The 24,854-nt window shown below is 41.7% G+C and carries 24 protein-coding genes and 1 pseudogene; 6 read left to right on the top strand and 19 right to left on the bottom strand.

The window, feature by feature from the left end:
- The first annotated feature begins 5 nt into the window (after positions 1-5).
- Positions 6-242, top strand: coding sequence for a D-alanine--poly(phosphoribitol) ligase subunit 2 (gene dltC, locus J7E81_RS20235; RefSeq protein WP_215045256.1), 237 nt, complete (start codon positions 6-8; stop codon positions 240-242).
- Positions 239-1,437 (top strand): annotated as a pseudogene (dltD, locus tag J7E81_RS20230) (D-alanyl-lipoteichoic acid biosynthesis protein DltD). Before dltC ends, dltD begins: the two are co-directional and overlap by 4 nt.
- 113 nt (positions 1,438-1,550) lie before the next feature.
- Here the strand turns inward: dltD and J7E81_RS20225 are convergent.
- Positions 1,551-2,402: a helix-turn-helix transcriptional regulator gene (locus J7E81_RS20225; RefSeq protein WP_215045255.1), complete on the bottom strand. Its 852-nt coding sequence runs from the start codon at positions 2,400-2,402 to the stop codon at positions 1,551-1,553.
- A 106-nt stretch (positions 2,403-2,508) separates the two neighbouring features.
- On the opposite strand from J7E81_RS20225, the gene fabF reads away from it, so the two are divergent.
- Positions 2,509-3,744: a beta-ketoacyl-ACP synthase II gene (gene fabF, locus J7E81_RS20220; RefSeq protein WP_215045254.1), complete on the top strand. Its 1,236-nt coding sequence runs from the start codon at positions 2,509-2,511 to the stop codon at positions 3,742-3,744.
- A gap of 125 nt (positions 3,745-3,869) precedes the next feature.
- Here fabF and J7E81_RS20215 read toward each other — a convergent pair whose 3' ends face one another.
- The 3 genes from J7E81_RS20215 to garR all read right to left on the bottom strand — a co-directional run bounded on the left by J7E81_RS20215 (position 3,870) and on the right by garR (position 7,593).
- Positions 3,870-5,189, bottom strand: coding sequence for a gluconate:H+ symporter (locus tag J7E81_RS20215; protein ID WP_215045253.1), 1,320 nt, complete (start codon positions 5,187-5,189; stop codon positions 3,870-3,872).
- Positions 5,190-5,259: 70 nt separating this feature from the next.
- Complete coding sequence (locus J7E81_RS20210) at positions 5,260-6,696, bottom strand: four-carbon acid sugar kinase family protein (RefSeq protein WP_215045252.1); 1,437 nt, start codon at positions 6,694-6,696, stop codon at positions 5,260-5,262.
- A 3-nt stretch (positions 6,697-6,699) separates the two neighbouring features.
- Positions 6,700-7,593 carry a 2-hydroxy-3-oxopropionate reductase gene (gene garR / locus J7E81_RS20205; RefSeq protein ID WP_215045251.1) on the bottom strand — a complete coding sequence of 298 codons (894 nt, stop codon included), beginning with the start codon at positions 7,591-7,593 and terminating at the stop codon, positions 6,700-6,702.
- A gap of 265 nt (positions 7,594-7,858) precedes the next feature.
- Here garR and J7E81_RS20200 point away from each other — a divergent pair, with 265 nt between their 5' ends.
- Positions 7,859-8,479 (top strand): GntR family transcriptional regulator, encoded by a 621-nt coding sequence (locus J7E81_RS20200; protein WP_251028766.1) that lies wholly within the window; start codon positions 7,859-7,861, stop codon positions 8,477-8,479.
- 95 nt (positions 8,480-8,574) lie between these two features.
- On the opposite strand, the gene J7E81_RS20195 is transcribed toward J7E81_RS20200, so the two are convergent.
- From J7E81_RS20195 to J7E81_RS20145, 11 genes are all read right to left on the bottom strand, one after another.
- Positions 8,575-9,282 (bottom strand): M48 family metallopeptidase, encoded by a 708-nt coding sequence (locus tag J7E81_RS20195; protein WP_215045249.1) that lies wholly within the window; start codon positions 9,280-9,282, stop codon positions 8,575-8,577.
- 18 nt (positions 9,283-9,300) lie between these two features.
- Positions 9,301-9,801, bottom strand: a complete 501-nt coding sequence (locus tag J7E81_RS20190; RefSeq protein WP_215045248.1) for a YehS family protein — start codon at positions 9,799-9,801, stop codon at positions 9,301-9,303.
- Between the two features lie 15 nt (positions 9,802-9,816).
- Positions 9,817-11,187, bottom strand: coding sequence for a 23S rRNA (uracil(1939)-C(5))-methyltransferase RlmD (gene rlmD / locus J7E81_RS20185; protein ID WP_215045247.1), 1,371 nt, complete (start codon positions 11,185-11,187; stop codon positions 9,817-9,819).
- 255 nt (positions 11,188-11,442) lie between these two features.
- Complete coding sequence (locus J7E81_RS20180) at positions 11,443-12,912, bottom strand: nicotinate phosphoribosyltransferase (RefSeq protein ID WP_215045246.1); 1,470 nt, start codon at positions 12,910-12,912, stop codon at positions 11,443-11,445.
- Between the two features lie 64 nt (positions 12,913-12,976).
- Positions 12,977-13,522, bottom strand: coding sequence for a cysteine hydrolase family protein (locus tag J7E81_RS20175; RefSeq protein ID WP_215045245.1), 546 nt, complete (start codon positions 13,520-13,522; stop codon positions 12,977-12,979).
- A 96-nt stretch (positions 13,523-13,618) separates the two neighbouring features.
- On the bottom strand, positions 13,619-14,560 hold the full coding sequence (locus J7E81_RS20170; RefSeq protein WP_215045244.1) for a diacylglycerol kinase: 942 nt from the start codon (positions 14,558-14,560) through the stop codon (positions 13,619-13,621).
- Between the two features lie 94 nt (positions 14,561-14,654).
- Positions 14,655-15,572 (bottom strand): hypothetical protein, encoded by a 918-nt coding sequence (locus J7E81_RS20165; RefSeq protein ID WP_215045243.1) that lies wholly within the window; start codon positions 15,570-15,572, stop codon positions 14,655-14,657.
- An 84-nt stretch (positions 15,573-15,656) separates the two neighbouring features.
- Positions 15,657-16,748, bottom strand: coding sequence for a hypothetical protein (locus J7E81_RS20160; RefSeq protein ID WP_215045242.1), 1,092 nt, complete (start codon positions 16,746-16,748; stop codon positions 15,657-15,659).
- Positions 16,745-17,230: an anti-sigma factor family protein gene (locus tag J7E81_RS20155; RefSeq protein ID WP_215045241.1), complete on the bottom strand. Its 486-nt coding sequence runs from the start codon at positions 17,228-17,230 to the stop codon at positions 16,745-16,747. Before J7E81_RS20155 ends, J7E81_RS20160 begins: the two co-directional genes overlap by 4 nt.
- Positions 17,227-17,772, bottom strand: coding sequence for an RNA polymerase sigma factor (locus J7E81_RS20150; protein ID WP_215045328.1), 546 nt, complete (start codon positions 17,770-17,772; stop codon positions 17,227-17,229). Before J7E81_RS20150 ends, J7E81_RS20155 begins: the two co-directional genes overlap by 4 nt.
- A 372-nt stretch (positions 17,773-18,144) precedes the next feature.
- Positions 18,145-18,930 (bottom strand): class I SAM-dependent methyltransferase, encoded by a 786-nt coding sequence (locus J7E81_RS20145; RefSeq protein WP_215045240.1) that lies wholly within the window; start codon positions 18,928-18,930, stop codon positions 18,145-18,147.
- Positions 18,931-19,033: 103 nt separating this feature from the next.
- Between J7E81_RS20145 and plsY the strand changes: the two genes are divergently transcribed.
- Entirely contained in the window at positions 19,034-19,660 is a 627-nt protein-coding gene (gene plsY, locus J7E81_RS20140) for a glycerol-3-phosphate 1-O-acyltransferase PlsY (protein ID WP_215045239.1), read from the top strand.
- A 73-nt stretch (positions 19,661-19,733) separates the two neighbouring features.
- On the opposite strand, the gene J7E81_RS20135 is transcribed toward plsY, so the two are convergent.
- Together J7E81_RS20135 and J7E81_RS20130 are read right to left on the bottom strand one after the other, a co-directional pair.
- A complete protein-coding gene (locus J7E81_RS20135) occupies positions 19,734-20,285 on the bottom strand; it encodes a thioredoxin family protein (RefSeq protein ID WP_215045238.1) in 552 nt (183 codons plus the stop codon).
- Positions 20,286-20,306: 21 nt separating this feature from the next.
- The gene (locus tag J7E81_RS20130; protein WP_215045237.1) at positions 20,307-20,840 is read right to left on the bottom strand and encodes a DUF1697 domain-containing protein; all 534 of its coding nucleotides are present in this window, start codon (positions 20,838-20,840) and stop codon (positions 20,307-20,309) included.
- A 210-nt stretch (positions 20,841-21,050) separates the two neighbouring features.
- On the opposite strand from J7E81_RS20130, the gene J7E81_RS20125 reads away from it, so the two are divergent.
- Positions 21,051-21,482, top strand: a complete 432-nt coding sequence (locus tag J7E81_RS20125; protein WP_215045236.1) for a VOC family protein — start codon at positions 21,051-21,053, stop codon at positions 21,480-21,482.
- 463 nt (positions 21,483-21,945) lie between these two features.
- On the opposite strand, the gene gatB is transcribed toward J7E81_RS20125, so the two are convergent.
- Complete coding sequence (gene gatB / locus J7E81_RS20120) at positions 21,946-23,373, bottom strand: Asp-tRNA(Asn)/Glu-tRNA(Gln) amidotransferase subunit GatB (protein ID WP_215045235.1); 1,428 nt, start codon at positions 23,371-23,373, stop codon at positions 21,946-21,948.
- 12 nt (positions 23,374-23,385) lie between these two features.
- The gene (gene gatA, locus J7E81_RS20115) at positions 23,386-24,843 is read right to left on the bottom strand and encodes an Asp-tRNA(Asn)/Glu-tRNA(Gln) amidotransferase subunit GatA (RefSeq protein WP_215045327.1); all 1,458 of its coding nucleotides are present in this window, start codon (positions 24,841-24,843) and stop codon (positions 23,386-23,388) included.
- Between the last annotated feature and the right edge of the window lie 11 nt (positions 24,844-24,854).

The following is a 24,854-nucleotide window of genomic DNA, read 5'->3' as shown; positions in this document are numbered from 1 at the left end:
TTTCGATGGAATTTAAAGATCAAGTGATCGAGTTACTAGCAGAAATTTGTCAAGATGAGGTTATAAAGGATAATCCAGATATCCATTTATTTGATGAAGCACTATTAGATTCATTCGGAACAGTGGAGCTTTTGGTTCAAGTTGAAGAACGCTTTGGCATCCTTGTCCCGATTACTGAATTTGACCGGGATACTTGGAATACTCCCAATAACATCGCCATTCAGTTGGCTGATTTGAGATGAAGAAGCCTGTTTTCATCCCGCTTTTTCTAGCTTTCTTGGTTTTGTTTATCCTGGTAATCATTCCAGATCGCTGGATTGAAAGCCTGATTCCAAAAAACCGAATCAGCCAGGCGGCAACGGAATTAAATCCCGTCATGTTTCAAGGAAAGTATATCCAGCAAAAATGCTCGAGGACAGCCGTTATCTGCCCATCTATGGTTCTTCGGAACTGGCAAGGCTGGATCGGTTTCATCCGTCTAATTACTTTCAAGAAGTCCATGAAGGCTTCACGCCATTTCTTGTTGGCCGGGGCGGAACCGAATCACTGATTCATTTTTTAAATTTTTCCGAGCATATGGATCAGTTAAAGGATAAGAAAATCGTGTTTGTGTTGTCTCCGCAATGGTTTAATCCACAAGGAGCCGATGAATCACATTTTGTACCCAATTATTCTTCGTTACAGGGGTATGATTTTGCTTTTAATACACAGGTTGATCCTGAGGTTAAAAAAAGGGCGATTAAGCGTCTCTTAACCTATTCGTCTGTGAAAAATGACCCTATTCTCTCAACTCTATATAAAGCTGAGATCACAAATGATCCGTGGATAAAACGGGAAGCAAGCGCACTTCGCCCTGCCGCGGTTGTCTACCGGCATTTACTAGCCAAAAAGGACTTATATTACTCATTGGCAGGCTGGTTCTCTCGTCATCGCGACCTAACCCCTAAGGTCAGAAATAAATCGTGGGACCAATTGGCGCAAGATGCAGATCAATATGGGGCAAAGCGGGCAACGAACAATCATTTTTATATCAGTAACTCGCAATATAATAAAATTAAAGGTTTCCTGCCGTCTTTAAAAAACAAAGACATGAAGCGTTCCTACGGTGAATCAAAAGAATACGGAGACTTTCAGCTTGTCCTCGATGTTTTAAAGCAATCGGGTGCAAAGCCGTTGTTTATCTCTGTTCCGGTTAATGGGCATTACTATGATTATACGGGGTTCCCTAAAGAAGGCCGTGCTGCCTATTATTCTAGAATTAAACAGCAAATTGAAGCGGATGGGTTCCAAGTTGCCGATTTTTCTGGTCACGAATATGATCCTTATTTTATGAAGGATACCATTCATATAGGCTGGAAGGGCTGGGTTTATACAGACCGGGCGATTAAGGAGTTTTATGAGGGCAACGATCAAAATCTTGCAATGGTGAATTTTTAGCACATTACTAACTATTTTCATAAAGAAAGAAGGCAGCTCCGAAAAATTGGTTAGCTGCCTTCTTTTATTCATGTCTTCCCGATAACTCTACATGACCGCGTGCAAGTGGTTGTTTATTGAGAATTATTTTGATTTTTAATTAACCGCTTTAACTTAGATTCCGTTCCGGTATCTTCAGCTGGCGTATAGACGCTGCATCTTAAGTCGTTATTTCCCTGTACTTGTAAAGAAGTTAAATTAAAAATCATTTTTCCCGCCTTAGCATGACGAAATTCAATTTGCATTTCCGGGGCTGAGCTCACTTCACCTTCATGCCATAAAAGGCGAAAGTCCGGATAAGCCTGTTCCAAGTCCTCAATAAATTGTTTATACCACTTATCAGCTACATATTGCCCGTAATAGGTGCGAAAAATAGCGAGAAACCCTTTCACAAAATGTTCCCAATTAACTGCTAGACTCCGAAATTCCTTTCTTGAAAACAATAATTGAATTAGATTCCTTTCCTCAATTGGAATCTGGTCAAAATCTAAAAAAACATTTGCAGCGGCGGGATTCCACCCGACAATAAACAAGCGCCGATCAGTAATAATCGTTGGGCAGTACTGAAGTTCCTGGAGAATTCTTTTCAGGGATGGACTAATTTTCGTTTCTTCTATATTGGAGGAGACAGGATCTACGCCCTCTTCCAAGGCCAATGCATATAAGTACTTTTTTTCATCTTTATTTAATTGCAATGCATCTGAAATAGCATCTAAAACGGAAGTTGATACTTTAATTTCTCTCCCCTGCTCTAACCATGTATACCAAGTGGTACTTACACCAGCTAATTGAGCAACTTCCTCTCTTCTGAGCCCCGGTGTCCTCCTTCGTGTACCTGCTGGAAGGCCGACCATTTGAGGATTCAATTTGGAACGCTTGGCCTTTAGAAACTCTGATAATGCTTGCAGTCTAGTTTCAGGATTCATAACATTTCCTCCTATCATGGTGTTCATTATACTATGATAAACAACAACTTGTAATAGGATATAAATGAGTTAAAATGAAAGAAAAATGAAGGCAGGAGGAATCACGATGAAAAGAGTAGTTATAACGGGAATGGGAATTATCTCACCTCTTGGCAATGATCTTGATACATTTTGGGGTAATTTAGTGGAAGGAAAATCAGGAATTTCTACTATTGATACCTTTGATGTATCTAATTCCAAAACTAAGATAGCTGGTGTTGTTCGTAACTTAGATCCAGAGGGACGCTGGGGGCAAAAGGAAGCCAGACGCTTGGATCGCTTTGCCCAGTTTGCTTTAGCCGCAGCCGAGCAAGCACTAGAAACTTCTCAATTACAACTCGAAAAAATTGATCGTGAACGTCTTGGCGTCTATGTCGGTTCCGGAATTGGAGGTATCCAAACCTTTGTTGATAATGTGAATCTGCTAAATGAACGAGGTCCTGGAAGAGTAAGTCCTAATTTAGTCCCGATGATGATTTCCAATGCCGCAGCGGCTCAAATCAGTATTAAATTTGGTGCACATGGTCCATCCTTATCACCAGTAACCGCATGTTCTATTGGTAATACAGCGATTGGTGAAGCCTTTAATACCATTCGCTATGGTGATGCAGATGTTATTTTTGCGGGTGGAACGGAAGCTGCCATCACCAATTTATCGCTGGCAAGTTTCGGTAATGCAAAAGCATTATCCACCAGAAATGAGGATCCCGCACTGGCAAGCAGACCGTTTGATGCGAATCGAGATGGTTTTGTCATGAGTGAAGGTGCCGGAATTTTAGTGTTAGAATCATTAGAACATGCCGTTCAAAGAAACGCACCGATCTTATGTGAAGTAATCGGGTATGGTGCTAGTTCTGATGCCCATCATATGGTGGCCACGCACCCTGAAGGAAAGGGCGCCTATCTAGCGATGCGAAATGCCTTACTAAAGGCCAATCTATCGATTGATGAGGTCGATGTGATCAGTGCCCATGCAACGAGTACACAGCTGGGTGACCTTTCAGAAACTATGGCGATAAAGAGGCTGTTTGGAGATTATGCCTATAAAATACCCGTTACCGCTAATAAATCGATGCTTGGCCACATGCTTGGTGCTGCCGGTGGTGCGGAGGCAATTGCTCTTGTGAAAAGCCTGCAGCAAGGGATCGTGCCTCCAACGATCAATCTAGAAAATCGAGATCCTGATTGTGATTTAGATTATGTTGCAGAGGGTGCTAGAAGAATCCCATTGTCTATTGGTATATCGAATTCATTTGGTTTTGGCGGTCATAATTCAGCGATTGTATTGAAAAAATTTGAATAAACACATGGTATAAAGCTACCATTCACATATGTAAAAAAGAGTAACTATTCCTTCCTCCTGAAAAGAAGGTAATAGATTACTCTTTTTTCTGGTTCTATTTTCCCACTGAATACCGTAAAAGATCTTTAGAGAAAAAGATTTATGATTAACACTCCTGCAAGTCCGACCAATGAAGCAATCGTAACCATAACAGACCAGGTCTTAATTGTTTTACCAATGGAAAGGTTAAAGAATTCTTTGTAAATCCAGAAGCCTGCATCATTTACATGGGAGAACGTCATACTTCCAGCACCTGTAGCTAAAACCATAAGCTCTGGACTTACATGTGTTGCTGCAACGAGTGGTGCTGCAATACCAGCTGCAGTCATACCTGCAACAGTAGCTGAGCCTAGAACGACACGTAATATTGCGGCAATTAACCATGCTAGGATTAATGGAGAAATCGATGATCCTTCCATTAGATGGGCAACATATTTATCGACATGGCTATCAATCAATACTTGTTTGAATGCACCGCCGCCGCCGATAATCAATAAAATTACTGCAATACTGCTAATTGATGCTGTAAGTGAATTCATCAGTTCCTGCATTTTTCTGCCGCGATTAAGACCAAATGTGAAAATGGCAACGATTACAGAAATTAACAACGCAATACCAGGATTACCTAAAAATTGAGCAGCAGGTAAAAGACCTGATTTTGGTGCTACAATTTCTACAATAGCCTGGAAGGCAATAAGAATAACTGGAATAAGAGCAGTAAACATACTAATACCAAATTCAGGCATTTCCTCTTCTTTGAAGTGTTTGGGTGTAAAGAGACCTTTTGGAATCTCTACTTCTAAATCTTCCTTTTTAAATAACTTCGTATATAATGGTCCGCTAATAATAACAGCAGGAATAGCGACGATAATCCCATATAATAATGTCTTTCCAAGGTTTGCTTGATAGATGCCCGCAACCGCTGTTGGCCCTGGATGCGGCGGCACAAAGCCGTGCATAGTAATTAATGCTGCGATAACCGGCATTCCAATGTATAGGATGGGAACACCCGCTTCTGCGGCAATTGTGAATACTAACGGGATTAAAACAACAACGCCCGTTTCAAAAAATAAAGCGATTCCAACAACAAATGCAGTAAGAACAGCTGCTAACTGCACTCGCTTTTTGCCAAATGCTCGGATTAAGGTAACAGAGATTCGCTGGGCACCTCCGGAATCAGCCATCAGTTTCCCAATCATACCCCCAAACACAATCACTAAAGCTAGATTTCCCAAGGTGCCGCCCAAACCGGTTGTAATGGATGTCATCGCTTCTACTGGTGACATTCCTTCCATTATACCTACGAGCAATCCGACTACAATCAACGAGATGAATGCGTTTAACTTAAAGACCACCATCAATAATAGTAATAAAGCTACCCCTATGCAGATATATACTATTGGCATTTTCTCCATCTTCTCCTTTGTTTAAGGGGATGCCAATCCTATGTTTATTGGCATCCTTTTAAAATAAAATCTATCTACCGCTTAATATTTCAGCAACCTCTTTTAAATCGGTTTTGGATCCTACGTTCCCTGGGAAAATGACATAAGCCATACCAGGATACTTGCTTTCAGCCCCTGTTCTCCACACCGGGATACCAGGGCGAATTTGCCCAGCGACTGTTGCTCTCTTCACCTTCAAGCCTTTTGTCCCAACATCACTGGAGGTAATCCCGCCTTTTGCAATCAGAAAGTTCGGTCTAACTTGTAATCTAGTGACGATACTTGTCACCGCATCTGAAATCGAAACGGAGAGCTTTAATTCTTCTTCCTTTTTGCCTTCCCCAAGGTCAAGACGCTCTCTGCTGGTATAAACAGCAACGGTTTTACCGGAACGAATAAGATCGTCAGTTGTTTCAATTACCCGGTCACATTCTTTTTGAAATGCTTCGGGCTGTAAAACTAAATGGCTATTAAACTCAATAAACTCAATCGCCCTTAACTTTTTAAGCTCTTCCAGCTGTTCGGTCGTTTTTTTCACATGGGAACCAATAATAATTAATCCGCCATTCCCAGTTTCTTCTCCCACTAATTCTGCTCTAGTAAGCAGCGGTTTGCTGCTCACTCCTCCGATAACCTTTGGAAGAGCGGCTGCACTCCTAAATAAGAAGTTCTTGCCGCTGTTGATAGCCTGTACTAAAGCAATGGTAAAGATTTTTACATCCGTCTCATCAACAGCATTGACTACTACTTTATTAAAATTGTTCACTTGAAGAAGCTGTTCGGTTATTTTTTCAATCTGCAATGAACGAAGCTGTTCAAGTGAAATATATAATGTATTTTCAGCAGTAAATTCTCCATTAGACTTCTCTTCAATCCATTCACCTAAATCAGACTTTGTGTACCCAAAGGTGCGATCCTTGGCAAATTCTGTTTCGCCAGCCGGTACAAGCTCCTCACCGTACTGAACATAGTGAATATTATTGATGGTAAGGCGCCCTCCCTCTTTGAAGAAAGGCAGGATGACTTCGCCATCTATTTTCAAATCAGAAGCAGTCTCAATCGTTTCCTTTAAAACGTTTGTTTCTAAAGGATAGTGGCCTCTTAAAGTTGAATCTCCACGGTTGATAATCATGAATTCCCGGTTTAATTTCGATGCTACCGTTAGAATATTTTCCGCTATTTCCCGATGGACCTTCTCAGTTTCTTCTGCTGTAAACCCTCGTGAATTGGTCAAGATAAAAAATATCGACTGTTCTTCCTTAAATCCCTGTTCGATACTTTCTGGGGACCAATCTGTAAAAACTGAGATGTCATGAACTGTTTGAACACCAGTCGGATCATCATCCAAAACAATTATTTTTTTATTTAAGGACGTTAATGCTTCCTCAAGCAATTGATCAACATGGACATGGTTTACTTCAGGAAGAGTTTCAAGAATTTCTATGGATACGCTCTTTGTCTCATTCATGTTTTAAACCCTCTTTACTTCAACATTTGCAAGTTTTTCATAGTATCTAACAATGCTGCCATGATCGTCTTTGATTTTTCCATCCACCTTTAACGCATGGAAAATCTCTAATAATTGGCTTGATAGCGGTAATGGAACACCGATTTCATGGGCTGTATCCATTACATTAGTAATGTCTTTCATATTGATGGCAATGCTTCCGCCTGCAACAAAGTTTCGGTCTAAAATCATTGGTACCTTTGCATCAAGCACTGCACTTCCTGCAAGACCACTTCTGATGGCCTGATACATTTTTTCAACATTAATACCTGCCTTTGCTGCTAATACAAGTGCCTCAGACATAGCGGCAATGTTAAGGTTTACAATAATCTGATTAGCAAGTTTTGCCGTTACACCACAGCCATTATCACCTACTAGGGTTACATCCTTCCCCATGCCATAAAGAACGGACTGAACACTTTCAAAAACATCTTCCTTACCGCCAACCATGATCGCTAACGTACCGTCAATGGCTTTTGGTTCCCCGCCGCTAACAGGTGCATCGAGCAATCCTACACCTTTTTTTGCCGCTTCATTTGCAAGTTCTCTTGATACTTCAGGAGTAATAGAACTCATATCAATGATTACGGAACCTTCTTTTGCTCCTTCTAAAATGCCATTTCCACCTAAAACAACTTGTTTCACGTGTTGCGAAGCTGGCAGCATGGTAATAATGACATCACTTTTTTCTGCCACTTCTTTAGGTGATGCCGCTGCAGCTGCTCCCGCCTCTACTAAACTATTTACCGCCTCTTGATTAAGATCAAAAACAGTCAGTGTGTGCCCTGCCTTCATTAAGTTTAACGACATTGGTTTTCCCATGATGCCAAGTCCAATAAAACCAACTTTTCGTTCCATTCTACTTCCTCCTCTATTTCCTTTGATTCAATATACATTAAGCTGGCTGCGCTTTCTCGAAATTAACGCAATCGCTTTCAATTAGTGATTACATTTGATATTGTATACTAACTCTTTTATTTTGTATACATTTTTAATTAATTTTGTATACAAAAATTTATTTAGTGTATACTAGATTGTGGATATAAGATGAATTTGGTATTTTTTTATCTTTAAATTTGGTAAGATAATTTTAATTAGTGAAATCATATTTGAGGTGAAAGCTTTGTTAGGAAGTGATCGTTCTCGCCCTGCTTTTCATCAATCCTATGAAATTATTCGCGATAAAATTTTAAATGGAGAGCTTCCCGGGGGGACCAAAATTGTTGAAGAAAAGGTTGCCGCTGAATTAGGTGTAAGTAGAACACCGATAAGGGAGTCCATTCGGAAATTGGAACAAGAAGGACTTATTGTGAATAAGAGGGTTGTGAAGCCGACCGAAAAAGATTTGAGAAATATGTTCCAAGTCCGCATACTCTTGGAGGGCTTTTCAGCAAAATGTGCAGCATCGTATCTCCAGGAAGATGAACTTGAATCTTTGTATAACTGTGTGGAGATTGGAAGAAAAGGTGCTATCGAAGAAATCATGCGTGCTAATGAACGTTTTCATGAAATAATTGTTCATGCCAGCAATAATCCGGTTATGATTGATATCATTGATCGGATGCAATCTACGATTTATCTTTTTCGGAAAACGGTTGTATTTTACAATCGTCCTCATTTAATCGATGAACATGAGGAAATCTATGAGGCCATTAAGGCAAGAGACGGGGAAAAAGCTGAAATGCTGATGAAAAATCATTTACAAGCTGATTTAGATTTTTGCTTACATTTAATTGGCAGCTAGGTTTAAAAGAAGATGCATCTTCCTGTACTTTAGGAAGATGTGTTTTTTTTAAGGAAAACAAAAAGCACCTGCAGAATGCAGACGCCTTGTTTGATCTAAACGGTCATTTTCCAATTTGAAACTGCCAGCCAGTTTTCCTTTTCCTTATAATCGGGCATGATTTTTCCAACCAGGCGCCAAAAGGAGCGATCGTGATTTAGATGGACCATATGGCACATTTCATGAACGACTACATAGTCGACCACCTCACGAGGTGCCATCGCCAGCCTCCAATTAAAGGTTAACTGCTGCCTTGAATCACAGGTTCCCCAGGTTGTTTTACTATCCGTAATCCGTATCGAGCGCGGTTTTGTTTTAAAGTAGCTTTGATAGGAGGTGATACTCTTCTCGATTAAGGCTTTACACTGCTGATAATAGAAGCGTTTAAGAGCTTGCTTTAAGCTCTCATCTTCCATCTTCTTCACATAGATTTGTAATGTCTCTCCTTCAAACACCACATAATCCTGCTCGATCTGATTGTTTTCAAGGATTTGGACAGGATAATTGTTCCCTAAATAAAGAAAACTCTCCCCCTGCTCATAGAGCCTTTTCTGTGGACCCTCGAGCCTATCCTGCATTTCTTTTAATTTTTGCTGAATTAGCTCCCATTTGTCCTCTAATAATCGAAGCACTCTTTCATCAGGTATCCCTTTCGGAGCCTGTACTTCTAGGTTTCCATAGCTATCTATCGTGATCCCAATCGAAGTTCTGTTTTTGTACTTGATTTCAAAACGTATCGTCTTCCCTAAGTAGGTATGTATCATCTCATCACCTATCTTTCGTTATCCCCTGTACTTAAGCGCTAATCCTTTTAAGAAATTCCGAGCAAATTTATCGCCGCATTCTTTATAATTCTTATGCCCTTCTTTTCTTAATAAAGCACCGAGTTCCCCTTTGGATACCCTTATACCTGCCAGTTCAAATATTTCGAGCATATCGTCTGTTGTTAAGGCCAGAGCTATTTTGACTTTCTTTAAGAGAAGATTATTCACGTTTGCACTTTTTGGTGAGACCAGTTCAGGTGTATTAGACTCTCCTGGTTTGGGTTCTTGTCTTCCTCTTTTAAAAATAATCAGGCCATTTAAAAAGGAATCGAACATATGGTTATTACATTTGATTTGATTGTCATCTTCATATTCATCTTCATCATCTGACTTTGTTAGGATCTGGATTACTTCTGGAACAGTTACTTCCTCACCGCCAAGTTTAAAGATCTCAGCCATTTCTTTATTTTTTATTTCCAAAGCATATCGCAAGCGAATTAATATATCGTTATTATCCATCAATAGACCTCCTATTTATCTTAATTTGAGCTTCGCCACTGCCTCGACGTGTGTCGTCATCGGGAACATATCAACAGGCTGAACCTCAACGGTTTTATAGCCGCCATCCTCAAGGATACGTAAATCCCTGGCAAGTGTGGCCGGATTGCAGGAAACATAAACAACCTTCTTTGGCTTCATTTCAATAATGGTCTGAAGCAATGCTTCATCACAGCCTTTGCGAGGCGGGTCAACCACGAGCACATCAGCGGCATTGCCCTCCTTATACCACTTCGGAATCACCACTTCTGACTCTCCCGCTGCAAACTCAGCATTGGTCAGTCCGTTCAGTTCGGCATTTCGTCTGGCATCTTCAATTGCTTCTGGAACAACTTCTACACCGAAAACCCTTTTAGCCTTTTGCGCTAAAAATAACGAAATGGTCCCGATTCCACAATACGCATCAATGACGGTTTCTTCACCGCTTAAATCCGCATATTCAAGTGCTTTGTCATAAAGCACCTTTGTCTGGACCGGATTAACTTGGTAAAACGACAAAGCGGAAATGGCGAATTTCACTTCACCAATATAGTCATAAATGAATTCACTTCCCCAGAGCACCGTTGTTTTTTCACCCAAAATAACATTCGTCCGCTTGGAATTAACGTTATGAACAATCGATTTCACCTTTGGCAGCCGAGCGACAATTTCTTCTACCAGCCGATTCTTTTGTGGTAAATCTGCTGTTCTAGTAATCAGCACAACCATCAGCTCACCAGTCTGCTTACCGTAGCGGGCCATGATATGGCGGAGCACGCCTTTATGTGTTTCTTCCTGATAGGCCGTGATCCCCAGATTGCTGCAAATCTCTTTAATTAGTTGAACGGCCTCATTAATTTCCGGTAATTGAATCAGGCTTTCGTCAGTATCAACAATTTCATGGCTTCTTGGTTTAAAAAAGCCGGCAATCAGTTTGCCATCTTTTTCACCAACAGGCACCTGTGCCTTATTCCGATAATGCCATGGACTTTCCATTCCGAGAATCGGATGTACAACCACCTCTTCAAGTTTACCGATCCGCGTCAGTACCTCGCGGACTTGGTTTTCTTTGTACGTTAACTGTCCTTCATAACTGATATGCTCAAGCTGGCAGCCACCGTATTTATGACGATCACTGCCTGGAATTTCCACCCGGAACGGGCTTTTCTCATAAAGCTCCATTAATCTTCCAAAGCCATAACTTTTACCAGTCTTAATTACTTTCACTTTAGCTTTTTCACCCGGCAGTCCGTTGGGAACGAAGAGTGGATATCCGTCCACCTTTGCTACTCCTGCCCCGTCATGAGTTAAATCTTCAAACATGACATCTATAAATTCATTTTTCGTTACTGGAATGGTTTTGTTCATTTCGTTCTTCCTTTTCTCCGAATTGACTAGAAAGATTGTAACATATAATGGGGCGGAACACGAAATGGAGCTCGGGGGGACACAATTCCGCGGATCTTTGGGATAATTCCGCGACATCCTTTATTTATTCCGCGCAATTCCCGTTTAATTCTGTGAAAAACAGCCATTTTTCCGTGAAAATTCTCGATTATTTCTCGTGCGAGTCCCTTCAAGCAGCATAAAACAAGGACGCCCCCTGTAGGACGCCCTCCAAATTTACTCTTCTGCTTGCATTTCAGCCACTTTTTCTTTTACTTCTTCAATATTTCTCATCTTGTTATCCCAGCATTTTTGACTTAAGTCAACTGGATATTCTTCCGGATTCATTGTCCGTTTATACTCATCCCAGAGGGCATTAAGGTTTTGCTGTAAGTAGGTACGAGATTCTTCCAAACAAGGAACTTCATAGACTAGCTCTCCGTTCGTAAATATATCAACATGGAGTTCCTTTGCCGTAAAGTTGGTTACCACTTTATTGATGAATGTATGGGTAGGATGGAACATGCGGAGCCGTTTTTCCGGCAGGACTTCCTCTTCCATCGCAATATAATCCCCTTCAGCATGATTATTGGTATTATTGATAATCCGGTAAATTTTTTTCATCCCCGGAGTCGTTACCTTAACCGGATTGGAGGAAATTTTAATGGTATCAACTAATTCCCCCTGTTCATCATCAATGGCGACAATTTTATAAACCGCACCTAGTGCCGCTTGGTCATAGGCGGTAATCAATTTCGTCCCAATTCCCCAGCTGTCAATCCTTGCCCCTTGGCCTTTCAAACTGATGATCGTATATTCATCAAGGTCACTTGATGCCACAATCTTAGCATCAGGAAAACCGGCTTCATCCAGCATTTTCCGAGCCTCTTTGGATAGATATGCAAGGTCACCGCTGTCAAGACGGATTCCGATGAAATTAATCGTATCTCCCAGTTCTTTTGCAACCTTAATGGCATTTGGCACCCCGAGGCGGAGGGTATCATATGTATCAACTAAAAAGACACAATCCTTATGTGTTTCCGCATATTTATGGAAAGCTGTATATTCATCCTTATAAGCCTGCACCATCGCATGGGCATGTGTTCCCGATACTGGCACGCCAAAGAGCTTTCCTGCCCGGACATTACTGGTTGAGTCAAATCCTGCTAAATAGGCCGCTCGTGTTCCCCAAATGGCCGCATCCATTTCTTGTGCTCGTCTCGTCCCAAATTCCATCGCAACCGCATCACCGACAACCTGCTTAATTCGAGAAGCTTTCGTTGCAATTAATGTTTGGTAGTTCACAATATTAAGTAAAGCTGTTTCAATAATTTGTGCCTCGCCTAAGGGTGCGTCCACACGTAAAATAGGTTCATTTCCAAAGACAAGCTCACCTTCTTGCATGGCACGGATGGATCCGGTAAACCGCATATTTTTCAAATAATCGAGGAAATCATCCTTGTACCCTACTTCATCCTTCAAATATTCAAGGTCTTCCTCACTAAAATGAAACCCTTGGATAAATTGAATGACCTTTTCCAAGCCCGCGAAAACAGCATAGCCATTTCCAAACGGCAGCTTGCGGAAAAACAGCTCAAATACAGCCCGTTTATTATGTATGCCGTCTCTCCAATACGTCTCTGCCATATTTATCTGGTATAGGTCAGTATGCAGAGCTAAACTATCATCATGATAAATGTGTTTCATCATAAAACCTCCGGAATACTATTACAGCTTTTTACGATTATAACTCATCATAACATTTAAAACCTTATTTCACCATAGCGCCAAGGGTTTGTTCAAAGTGACCCAGCGCCCAGTCATGCCCGGCTTGATTATAGGATGCAACAGCATCCTTATAGACAACGATTTTAAACCCTCTGTTATAGGCATCCACTGTCGTGTGGAGCACACAGATGTCTGTACAAACGCCAACTAGATGCAATTCGGTAATGTCCCGTTCACGCAGTTTAATTTCAAGGTCTGTTCCTGCAAATGCAGAGTAACGGGTTTTATCCATATAATACACATTTTCACGCAGTTTATTTTCTTTATAAACATCCTGAAGAGCCCCAAACAAATCGCGGCCAGCCGTACCTCTTACGTTATGCGGCGGGAATAATTTCGTTTCCGGGTGGTATTGGTTTCCCTTGTAATGGACATCAATCGCAAAAACTACATAATCGCCATTTTGGATAAATCCCTTGGTCAGCTCGACCATTTTGCCTTCAATCCGCTGCCCTGGCATTCCGCAGGTTAACGCCCCGGCATCCGCAACAAAGTCGTATGTATAATCAATATTAATTAAGGCCTTCATTTCCTGATTCCCCCTAACAATTTTGATGATCGTCTTTCACTCATTATATACAGAAATGTGAAAAAAAGTCCGCTCCATAGTGGAACGGACTTTTTCTCAGCTGTATCTTTGACCTGTAACCCAATCTGTTGGACGGTCATTGGGACGGATATCATCAAGTGGTACAAACACCTCTAAATGGCGGTAAAGATTTTCAAACTCTGCCGGAAGCAGACCGCCAAATTCACCATCTAAATTTAATTGTACCTTTTCATTGGAGTAAACCTTAATGCGATTGGCCTGTGTATAGATGACATTCGGATCATTTACGTGTTCACCGCGAACCGCTAGGGTCGATATCCGAATAAACTCAGCCAGATTTACCTTTTTCAAAATTAATAAAGAGAATAACCCATCGTTAATCGAGGAATCCGGTGCCAGTTTTTCAAATCCACCGATTGAGTTGGTCAGCCCGACAAGGAACATCATCGCTTCCCCCTCAAACAGCTTCCCATCATATTCAATCCTTAAGTCGGATGCTTTAATCGACGGGAGCATTTCCATTCCTTTTAAATAGTAGGCGAGCTGGCCGAGCATCGTTTTTAATTTGCTAGGCACCTCATAGGTAAGCTCGGTAATCCGGCCGCCGCCAGCAATATTGATAAAATAACGATCATTTATCCGGCCGATATCTACAGGAATGAGTTCCCCTCTAGTGATGATATCCACTGCCGATCCGATATCTCTTGGGATTTGGAGGGCTCGGGCAAAATCATTGGTTGTACCTGCTGGAATAATCCCTAATTTCGGACGATATTCCTGTTCAGCGAGTCCGTTGACTATTTCATGTATGGTTCCATCGCCGCCTGCGGCAATGACAATATCGTACTGGCGTTCCACCGCAAGCCGTGCAGCCTTGGTTGCATCTCCCGCACCAGTTGTCGCATGGCAGGATGCCTCATATCCGGCGATTTCTAGTTTTTCAAGGATTTCGGGTAAATTTCGCTTCAGAATTTCCCGTCCTGAAGTAGGATTGTATATCAGTCTTGCTCTTTTCATTCATCATCATCCTATTTTTTAAATAACAATTGGCTTTGTCAGTTCTATATTCTACCAATTATTATTCAAGCTTACAAATATATTGGTAAACAGATTATTGATTTGTATTTAGTTTAACCTCATACGCATTGCTAATATGGATAAGGTATTTACCATCACCAGATTGATATTCTGCATTTTTGGGTCCTGGCGAACCGAGCTCTTCGCCCTTAGGTTCCTCCGTGATCTTCCAATCTTTCCCGTTTAGTTGATCTACTCCAACAGCCTTAACTGTCATATTGCTATTTTTCATTACATCAACTGCCACTGCTGACGAACTTTCAATATCCCAGTCATTGGCTAGGGTACGCGGTTTTAAGCTGAGTGACTCATTACTTCCCACCACTTCTAACTTTACATGGCTTGGAACTAGGACGGTTTCCGCTACGATTCCCTGTGAATCAAACAGGCCCATCTTGTCCGGCAGCATTTTAAAATTCAGGTAAAGCGTGTCCCCCTTTTGATTAGCGGTCACAATATCCTTTGCATTTTTTAACAGTGCAGTTTTTTTCGCCGATTCGATCCTGTATGTGCCAAACATCGAGACTTCTTTGCTATCGGTTGCCTCAACCGTCATATCATATCCAACGGATTGGATGACTACACGTTTAATGCTTTCATCGGTTTGATAGGAAAAAGCCGGGAGATCATAGGATCGTACTTCTCTAGCCATGACTTCTTCCACTTTGCCCATCACTCCGGCTGAGCTGAGGACGGCAAAGACAATGCCTGCTGTACCGATTAACCCAACAAGGAAAATACTTAGAAAGTCATATTTTAATATCGGTTGTTCTTGTCTTGATAAAAATAGATAGACCAAAATTTCAGCACCCAACACAACTAGCAATACCGGCCACCAAGCCATCAGCACCTCAGCTAAATCAAGGCTAAGAAACTTTGAAAAGAAAAGAAAGAGGCCTAGGAAAATAAGCGAGGCCCCCATCGAAAACGTCCCAACACGCCAAGTCCTCATTCCTTATTTTCCCCCTTTCTTTTTCTAAAAAGGAACCCGATACCGGCTCCAATCAGCACGACCCCTGCCATCCTATTTCCCCACTTACTCATGGCTCTTTGCCCCCCTTTTTTGCTTACTTCCAGATAAAAGCTTGAGACCACCGCCAATTAATAGCACACAGACAAGCGCTGTTTGGAAATAGCCTTGAATCCAATACATGATATCAACATTGATTAATCGGTGAATCAGCGGTGAGAAAGCCGGCAGCAGGATGTTCATCAATAAATAATAAGCCCCTAATAAAACGAGCCCAATCCCGACCCATTTTTGATGATTAACGAAGTAAGCGATAATCGGCTCATCCTCCACTTTTTCACCCCCGTATCTCGAAACCTTTTGCATGGCATCAAAAAAGCTATAGAACCAGATGATCGGAATTAAAAATAAGAAGATTCCGAGCCTTAACACATCTAGGATATAGATCGAGAACAAGAATGCCGCCATTAATTGGATTCCCCGGCGCTGCAGACCTAAATAAAGGTGGCCTGCTCCTGGGAAGATTGAAAGAAAGGTTGCAATCGATTTACTCTTTTTTCCGTCTTCCCGGCGCATTTCAAAGTCTTCAAAGATGGTTCGGTCAACAAGTTCTTCCCCGCGCTGCTTTTTATTTACCTGCTGAACAGCATCAAAGAATCCATATACCCAGATAATCGGCAAACCTGCCAAGAAAACCATAAACTCGCTGCGGTTGGACATGGCTGTTACAAAGATGACCATAACAGCCAGCCCCAAAAACGCTCCTAGCAACGTTAAGCCTCTATTCATCAGGCCAATTTGAAAGTGTCCAAGCCCAGGAATAAAGGAAAGGACAATCGTATAAAAGCGCTCTGAGTCTTGGACAGCCTTGCTAGGATTCTGTTGGTCAGTGTCCCCTTCAGCAAGCGCAAGCTGGTTCTTCTTTTGTTTTGAGACCTGTACACCCATATCGATAAAGCTGATCAAATAAATAAAGATTCCCGCCATAAAAGCTAAGATGGCAACCTCAGGGGTGTTATTCATTAAGGCTATGACGGTTAGGAATGCCAAGCCAACAACCGAGAGTAAATAGAGAACTCCGCGAACCATATTACCGAAATAAATATGACCGAGGCCGGGAAATAACGATAATGTTAATGCCTTGCTTGAACTTTTCATTTCTTATTTGCCTCCTTTTTTTCAAGTGAATCCATCCATGCAAATGTTTTATTAATAACGCCCTCCGTCACAGAAGGCTTCTTCTCTTCCATAATCGGCTTCTCTAAAGAACCAGCATACGAGGCAAGCGATTGAAACGCCCCCGAAAACATCAACAGCAGCGTCGCAGCCGCCGCCAGCAAATAATGAAAACCCGCCCGCTGATACAACGGCCGATCGTAGTTGGTGTCAGGCACCAATGAATCCATTTCCACGATGTTAATGTTCTTATTGGTGACAGGCACCATTTCCATTATGCGGGTGGTGAATTCGTTGTCGTTTGGAAGGGCTGGCAGGGATGTTTCATTGGCTGTTACAGCTTCTAGGTATACTTCAAGACACTGATCACATGTATAGAGATGATCCTCTAACTCTTCGCGCTGGTGTTCACTCAGTTCGTCCTTCACATATTGCTGCCATCTTTCGTAACTGTAATGCTTCATGAAAAATCGTCCTCCTTCCAATTTCTTTTCATCCAATTCCTGGCTCGATACAACTTGGTCTCAATCGTTTTAACCTGGACATTTTGTTCTTTGGCCATTTGCTGATAGCTTTTTTCAGCTATGTAAAAACCATAAATCACTTCCCGGTAATTTTCCGGCACTTCATTAAGCTTTTTTTGAACCAGCCTGCGCTGGTCCTCGGCGATGACCACCTTTTCTACACTATCCTTAGGCGACCCTATCGCCTGTTGGTCTAGCGCATCCACAACATCCTCTCTTCGCCTTGCCTGTTTTCGCTTTGCATCTATTGCATGGTTAACAGCAATACGCGTTATCCACGTTTTAAACCCTTGATTTTCATAGTGGGAGAGAGAGGTGTAAACTTTCATAAACACTTCTTGAGCAGCGTCTTCTGCTTCCTTTTGATCACGAAGAACTGCAAAGACAGTCCGGAACACATCATTGCGGTACTTCTCAACCAATAAGCGAAAGGCATGATCATTGCCCTCGAGCACTTTTTCAATTAAGACTGTGTCACTAATCGTTCTCTCCCCCTTTCTTTTTTTCTTTCTACAACATTAGACGTACGATCTCCGATCAAACCCTACACCCATTTTTAAATATTTTTAAGATTTTTTTCATCTTAGCATTAAAAATTATATAAAACGTAGACATTCCAAGTGTTAGGTCCAAAGAACAAAAGCGCAAGCGCCTTGGTTAGCCCCGACAAGCATAAGACGAGCCGGCTGAAAGGTTGCTCTTTAACCTTTTAGACGGATTGGCTTATGACCTCGAGGGGCTAGGCGCTGGAGCTGGACATATCTAACCCTGTAAAAGTTATTCACAAGTAGTAAATCTATAATTTCCTAAGACATAAAAAAACGTGCAAGGATGATCCCTACACGTTTTAACCGTTACTTTTCTGATAATCGTAAAAGACAAACATTACACTCGTGGAATATCTTGAAAGGCTCCTGTTCGGAAATGGTGCTGGACAATTCCAAGAGTGCCTTTTTCCGTACGGACTCCTCCAAGCCCGCCATCCACGAGACCGATTCTATCCTGTCCAGCCACTCCTGCTTAGAAAACTCCACCGTATAATTCAATTTATAAAAATCCCTCAAATCAAAGCCGGTATCCTGCCATTCCTTGAACCATTCCACTGGGAAGCCATTGATCCGCAGCTTAGAATCTGCCTTTGAACCTGCAGGGGTTAAGCCGCCCTCTAAATATTTAGACAGCACTTCAAAGGTTTGCGCTACAACGGTTGTACCGGTTAAAAAACCCGAATCAATCACAATCAATGTTCCTTTTTCCTTTATGATGCGCTTTATTTCCGCAATTGCCTTCAGCCTGTCGAACCAATGCCAGGCACGCATTACCGTGACGATATCAAACTTGGAATCTTCTAAACCCGTTGCTTCCGCCGTTCCATGGAGATAGGGAATTTGAAAATTTTTCGTCACATTTAAAGCCAAGGCCTGTGCTCTCAATTCATGAGAGGGCTCTATCCCAACCACATCTGCATTTCGCATAGCCATCTTCCTCGTTAACGCTCCAGTTCCAGCCCCAATATCAGCAATCTTTTTTCCTGCAAAGAAAATATTTCGCAGCTGAAGACTTTCCATTAAAGCTACAGGTATATCTTCTCGCGAACGCGCATAGCTATTAGCAACTTGGCCAAAATCTGTTTGTCTCATGTCGAGCGCTCCCTTACTTCCTGATTGTGATAATTTAACAAAATAATACCATTTAAGTATGTTAGAATGCTATTAGAAACTATTTTATGAGGGAATGATGCAAATGATCTGGTCGTTACTCTTAGCCTCCTACTTAATCGGAAGCATTCCCACTGCACTAATTGTGGGCAAGCTATTCTTCGGAGTGGATATCCGCGAGCTTGGCAGTAAAAACCCCGGTGCCACAAACACGATGAGAGTCCTCGGTAAAAAATCGGCCTTGTTCGTGCTCTTCATCGATTTGTCCAAAGGGGCTGTAGCAGCCTATTTGCCAATCTACTTTCAACTTGATGCAGAGCCGCTATACTTCGGCCTATTGGCAGTGGTTGGTCATTGTTTTCCCATCTTTGCAGGCTTCCGCGGCGGCAAAGCGATTGCAACTACCGCTGGTGCTCTTTTGATCGCTAACCTCCCATTACTAGCCATTGCCTATTTATGCTTCTTCTTAATGATCTTTCTAACAAAATATGTGTTTATTGGCTCCATCTCAGTAGGCCTTAGCATGTTAGCCTATGCTATCATCTCCCCTAAACTAGAATTAGAGCTTATCTTTCTAGTATTCTCACTATTTTTACTGTATCTGCACCGCTCCAACATACGAAATTTCATCCTTGGCATCGAGCCGAAGATCAATGACAAGAATCTTGCGAACGACCGCATTCCTCCCAAAAATGGAGGATTCAAGATGTAACCAAATAAGGGACTCCTCCTTTGAATGAAAAGCAAATCGTTGTAAAAAAAAACGACAGGGACCTGTCGTTTTTTTATATGAGTTTAGAGATAATACTGTCCGCAACGGTTTGCCAAATTCCTGCGTCCTTTAGATATGATTCTCTGAGCTGTTTATACATCGCCATTTGCTTCTCCTGAAAATCAGGTGCATCCTTGTCAGGCAGGTCCGCACGTCTCTCCATTACAAGCGCCTGCATTTCAGCCGCCCTTGGTCCCCAAACTGCAACTTCATTTCCTTCTTCATTTATAAAAATATAAATAGGAATCGCTCGGGATGTGCCATTGGTTAAGTATTGGTCCATTAGCTCGAGATTTTGGTCACGAAGGATAAAACGAAGTTCGATTCCCGCTGCTTCAGCTATCTTCATCAAAATCGGATTATTGAGCAGCGCATCACCGCACCAATCCTCTGTTAAGGCCATAACCCTTAAATGCTGCTCTCTTAATGCCCCTAGTTTGGCTTGATCCACGCTAGTTAAGGTAAACTTCTCATAGATAACCAACATTTCTTCCTTATTTTGCTTCATTGAGTTGAGGTACTCCTCAGCGGTCATCCCTTTTTGAAACCATTCATTTAAATTCATAATCGTTCCCACTCCTTCTTATTATAATTTCAACATTTCATCCAGCTTCACGACCGTCTTCCAATTACGAACGGTAGCCGGCACACGAAGTTTGGGAAGCTGAGTGGCAAGCTTTGAGTCCCTGATACTTTTTCGGAAGTAAAAGTAAACTTCTTTGCCTTTAATTTTACACTCTTCTAGGTCATTATTATAGGTGTACATGTGGTCAATACCCTCTCTGCTTGGTTCCCCGCCTAAAAAAGCAACTTGGACACTTTCCCCTTCACGTAACGAATCCGATGAATAGGGGCAATCATTGATAATCTGTTGAAATTCCTTGGCTGTTCTTAAAACCACCGGAACCGGAAAGCCAAAGGTATGGTTTAGTTCGTCCTCAATTTTCTGACTAAGCTGTTCTGCTTCTTCTTCTGATTCAAATAAGACATTTCCACTTTGAATATACGTCTTCACATTTTGTAAACCCATCGATGCTAATAAGTTTTTTAAGTCTGCCATCTTCATTTTATGATGCCCGCCTACATTAATTCCTCGTAACAGCGCAATATAATTAGTCATCGCTCAGCCTCGCATCCATCTCATTATCTCCATATCTAAATCTTACCATTTTCGATCGTTATTAAACTATAGAAAAGACTTATCTGCTCTTTCCTTAAGCCTAGGCTGGCCTAGGTCATACTGTACAGTGATATTTAGGTCAAATAAGAAGGAGTCTAGCGGCTTATGAAGAACAGTAATACTAACAAATATTCTATGGAGGAATGAACGATGGTCCCACAACGAGTTAGTTTACTAACAATCGGTGCATACGACTTACCGGCTCTTCGTGCTTTTTACAAAGCCTTGGGATGGGAGGAAACTGAGAACAGCTCCGATACTTATGCTGTCTTTAAAACGGCAGGCGTCCTGCTTACCCTTTTTCCGATAGCTGAACTGGCAAATGACGCTGGCGTTGAGCTGCCAAAAGCTCCAGAAACCTTTCACCCTGTGACATTTGCTATAAATGTAGAAAAGTCAGAAAAAGTAGATTCAACTATCGAAATAATCCGGGCAGCTGGCGGTGTCATTCTAAGAGAGCCTAGTAACGCATTCTGGGGTGGACGAACGGCTTACTTTGCAAATCCTGAAAAAAATCTTTGGGAAGTGGCCTGGAATCCCAGTTCTGTCTTTGACGAACGGGGAGCAATGATTTCCTTTTAAAAACGAGGATGGACAAACATCCTCGTTTTCTTTATTCCAACATAAAAACTAATCAAACGTTTGATTAAATCCTTTTTATAACTAAACAAACGTTTAATTAAATTCCTTACAAACCTTGATAACCTTAGATTTTTTCGTTATATCCAGATAAATCTTGTAGAAATATAGAAACTATTCAAACGTTTAATTAAATTAGGCTAAGTCCTTACAGGCCTTTGGTTCAAGTGCTTTTTTAGTTTTAGTATGGGCCCTTCAGACTGAAAATAATGCCGAAAACAAGTACCTATGACACCCATCGACACAATCCCCCAACATTCCTTATCAACCAAACGATTGATTAAAAAGGCAGTAACCCCTTAAAAACAAATGACTTTTCCCAATTTCCCGGGAAAAGAATGTCGAGACTTGTTTCGACATTCCCATATGTAAAAAAGCTGGCAGAATGAAATCTGCCAGCCTTCCTTTAACGTTTCTGCAATTCCTGCTGCAACAATTTATTAACCAATTGCGGGTTAGCCTGTCCCTTTGTAGCTTTCATCAGCTGACCAACAAGGAATCCAACGGCTTTATTTTTGCCATCCTTGAAATCTTCCACCGATTTCGGATTGGCATCAAGTACCTCAGCAATAATCTTCAGAAGTGTGCCTTCATCAGAAATTTGCACAAGTCCTTTATCCTTTACGATTTGCTCAGCATCTCCGCCCTGCTCAATTAACTCTTTAAAAACAGTTTTCGCAATCTTAGAAGAAATCGTTCCATTTTCAATAAGCTTAATCATGCTGGCTAGACCTTCAGGTGTTAAGGCAACCTGATCGAGTTCCTTACCTTCTGCATTTAAGTAAGCAGAAACATCGCCCATGATCCAGTTCGAAGCAAGCTTCGAATCAGCACCATCTTTAACCGTTGCTTCAAAGAAATCAGCCATTTCTTTTGTTACCGTCAATACTTTGGCATCATAAACCGGTAAACCAAGCTCTTCGACATAACGTTTTTGGCGTTGGTCTGGGAGCTCTGGAATTTCGGCACGAATGCGTGCTTTCCAATCCTCATCTATAAATAAGTCAAGTAAATCTGGCTCAGGGAAGTAACGATAGTCATCTGAACCTTCTTTTACCCTCATTAAAATAGTAGTCCCGGTTGCCTCATCAAAGCGGCGTGTTTCCTGATCAATCGTCCCGCCTGAGGATACTACTTCGCGCTGGCGTTTTTCTTCATATTCAAGGCCCTTACGAACAAAATTGAATGAGTTCAAATTCTTTAATTCCGTTTTCGTTCCGAACTCTTCCTGCCCGACGGGACGAATCGAAATATTAGCATCGCAGCGAAGCGAACCCTCTTCCATTTTACAATCAGAAACGCCTGTATACTGGATGATGGACTTTAATTTTTCAAGATAAGCATACGCTTCATCCGGCGTACGGATATCCGGCTCAGAAACGATTTCAACAAGCGGCGTGCCTTGACGGTTGTAATCGCATAAAGAATATCCTTTTTCATGGTTCAGTTTACCGGCATCTTCCTCTAAATGAATCCTGGTAATTCCGATCTTTTTCGTATAGCCGTTTACTTCAATTTCAATCCAGCCATGCTCGCCAATCGGCTGGTCAAATTGTGAGATTTGATAAGCCTTCGGATTGTCCGGATAAAAGTAATTCTTCCGGTCAAATTTTGTATGTGTAGCAACCTGACAATTTAGGGCCATTGCTGCCTTCATTCCAAAGTCAACTGCCTTTTTATTCAAGACAGGCAATACGCCTGGATAGCCAAGGTCGATTACACTTGTATTAGTATTCGGCTCCGCACCAAAATGGTTTGGGCTCGCTGAAAAGATTTTCGATTCTGTTTTTAACTCAACATGGACCTCAAGTCCAATCACTGTTTCAAATTCCATCATTTCCACCCCCTACAATTCCGGCTTTTGTTTATGAAAGTCTGTCGCCTGTTCAAACGCATGGGCAACACGATAAATCGTTGCTTCATCAAAATGCTTACCAATGATTTGCAATCCAAGCGGAAGACCTGCATCAAAGCCGCAAGGAATTGAGATTCCCGGTACACCTGCAAGGTTAACTGGAATCGTTAAAATATCATTGATATACATGGTTAGCGGATCATCGATTTTTTCCCCAATTTTAAACGCAGGTGTTGGCGTTGTTGGTCCGACGATCACATCATATTTTTCAAAAACATCTTCAAAATCCTTCTTAATTAACGTCCGGACCTGCTGTGCTTTTTTATAATACGCATCATAATAACCAGAGCTAAGTGCAAACGTACCAAGCATAATCCGGCGTTTTACTTCATCACCGAATCCTTCTGCACGTGTCTTTTTATATAATTCAATTAAACTTTCGGCATTTTGAGTACGATAGCCATAACGCACTCCATCAAAACGAGCAAGGTTAGCTGACGCTTCTGATGAGGAAAGTAAATAGTAAGCAGCCAGTGCATACTTGGAGTGCGGCAGAGAAACCTCTTCCCATACAGCGCCAAGCCCTTCAAGGGTCTTTAAAGAATCCATCACAGACTTGCGAACAGCTTCTGTCACACCTTCGCCTAAATATTCTTTTGGTACAGCAATTTTAAGGCCCTTAATATCGCCTGTTAATGAGGCTGCAAAGTTAGGAACGTCCACATTGGCGGAAGTGGAATCCATCGGATCTAGACCAGAAATGGCTTGTAATAGATACGCGTTGTCCTCAACGGTTCTTGTAATCGGTCCGATTTGGTCAAGCGATGAAGCAAAGGCCACAAGACCAAAACGAGATACACGGCCGTATGTTGGCTTCATTCCAACGACGCCACAAAAAGACGCCGGCTGCCGGATCGAACCGCCGGTATCAGATCCTAAAGAGAATAGTACTTCGCCCGAAGCTACTGAAGCTGCGGAACCGCCTGAAGAACCGCCTGGTACTCTTTCTAGGTTCCATGGATTGCGTGTTTTTTGGTAATGGGAATTTTCATTGGAAGATCCCATTGCAAACTCGTCCATATTTAACTTTCCAATCGTGATTGTTTCGGCCTGCTGCAGTTTTTTTACAACAGTAGCGTCATAAATTGGGTCAAAGTTTTCTAGGATTTTACTCGCACAAGTTGTCCGTAATCCTTGGGTAACAATATTATCTTTGACACCAATCGGCATTCCGAACAACAATCCTCTTGAATCCCCAGCGTTCAACTTTTCATCTTGTGCTTTTGCAGCTGCCCGGGCTCTTTCTTCATCCAAGGTTAAAAAGGCCTTGACCTTGTCCTCGACCTTACCGATTTGTTTATATGATTCTTCTACAAGGTCTGATACGGTTACTTCCTTCTTATGTATTAATTCATGAAGGTCTGAAACTTTATAATCAAATAAACTCAATGTTTTCACTC

Source organism: Bacillus sp. ISL-18 (genome assembly GCF_018613415.1).
Lineage (GTDB): Bacteria > Bacillota > Bacilli > Bacillales > Cytobacillaceae > Neobacillus.
This window is presented reverse-complemented; position numbering and strand designations above follow the sequence as displayed.

Bases quoted from the DNA above. Each gene is read 5' to 3' on its own strand.
- J7E81_RS20215 (WP_215045253.1), bottom strand. From the start codon at position 5,189: ATGCCAATAGTATATATCTGCATAGGGGTAGCTTTATTACTATTATTG.
- fabF (WP_215045254.1), top strand. From the start codon at position 2,509: ATGAAAAGAGTAGTTATAACGGGAATGGGAATTATCTCACCTCTTGGC.
- gatB (WP_215045235.1), bottom strand. From the start codon at position 23,373: ATGGAATTTGAAACAGTGATTGGACTTGAGGTCCATGTTGAGTTAAAA.
- J7E81_RS20170 (WP_215045244.1), bottom strand. From the start codon at position 14,560: ATGAAAAGAGCAAGACTGATATACAATCCTACTTCAGGACGGGAAATT.
- J7E81_RS20130 (WP_215045237.1), bottom strand. From the start codon at position 20,840: ATGACTAATTATATTGCGCTGTTACGAGGAATTAATGTAGGCGGGCAT.
- J7E81_RS20165 (WP_215045243.1), bottom strand. From the start codon at position 15,572: ATGAGGACTTGGCGTGTTGGGACGTTTTCGATGGGGGCCTCGCTTATT.
- J7E81_RS20145 (WP_215045240.1), bottom strand. From the start codon at position 18,930: ATGAGACAAACAGATTTTGGCCAAGTTGCTAATAGCTATGCGCGTTCG.
- J7E81_RS20160 (WP_215045242.1), bottom strand. From the start codon at position 16,748: ATGAAAAGTTCAAGCAAGGCATTAACATTATCGTTATTTCCCGGCCTC.
- J7E81_RS20195 (WP_215045249.1), bottom strand. From the start codon at position 9,282: ATGATACATACCTACTTAGGGAAGACGATACGTTTTGAAATCAAGTAC.
- J7E81_RS20125 (WP_215045236.1), top strand. From the start codon at position 21,051: ATGGTCCCACAACGAGTTAGTTTACTAACAATCGGTGCATACGACTTA.
- J7E81_RS20190 (WP_215045248.1), bottom strand. From the start codon at position 9,801: ATGGATAATAACGATATATTAATTCGCTTGCGATATGCTTTGGAAATA.
- plsY (WP_215045239.1), top strand. From the start codon at position 19,034: ATGATCTGGTCGTTACTCTTAGCCTCCTACTTAATCGGAAGCATTCCC.
- J7E81_RS20180 (WP_215045246.1), bottom strand. From the start codon at position 12,912: ATGAAACACATTTATCATGATGATAGTTTAGCTCTGCATACTGACCTA.
- garR (WP_215045251.1), bottom strand. From the start codon at position 7,593: ATGGAACGAAAAGTTGGTTTTATTGGACTTGGCATCATGGGAAAACCA.
- rlmD (WP_215045247.1), bottom strand. From the start codon at position 11,187: ATGAACAAAACCATTCCAGTAACGAAAAATGAATTTATAGATGTCATG.
- J7E81_RS20225 (WP_215045255.1), bottom strand. From the start codon at position 2,402: ATGAATCCTGAAACTAGACTGCAAGCATTATCAGAGTTTCTAAAGGCC.
- J7E81_RS20135 (WP_215045238.1), bottom strand. From the start codon at position 20,285: ATGAATTTAAATGAATGGTTTCAAAAAGGGATGACCGCTGAGGAGTAC.
- J7E81_RS20210 (WP_215045252.1), bottom strand. From the start codon at position 6,696: ATGAATGAGACAAAGAGCGTATCCATAGAAATTCTTGAAACTCTTCCT.
- J7E81_RS20155 (WP_215045241.1), bottom strand. From the start codon at position 17,230: ATGAAGCATTACAGTTACGAAAGATGGCAGCAATATGTGAAGGACGAA.
- J7E81_RS20175 (WP_215045245.1), bottom strand. From the start codon at position 13,522: ATGAAGGCCTTAATTAATATTGATTATACATACGACTTTGTTGCGGAT.
- dltC (WP_215045256.1), top strand. From the start codon at position 6: ATGGAATTTAAAGATCAAGTGATCGAGTTACTAGCAGAAATTTGTCAA.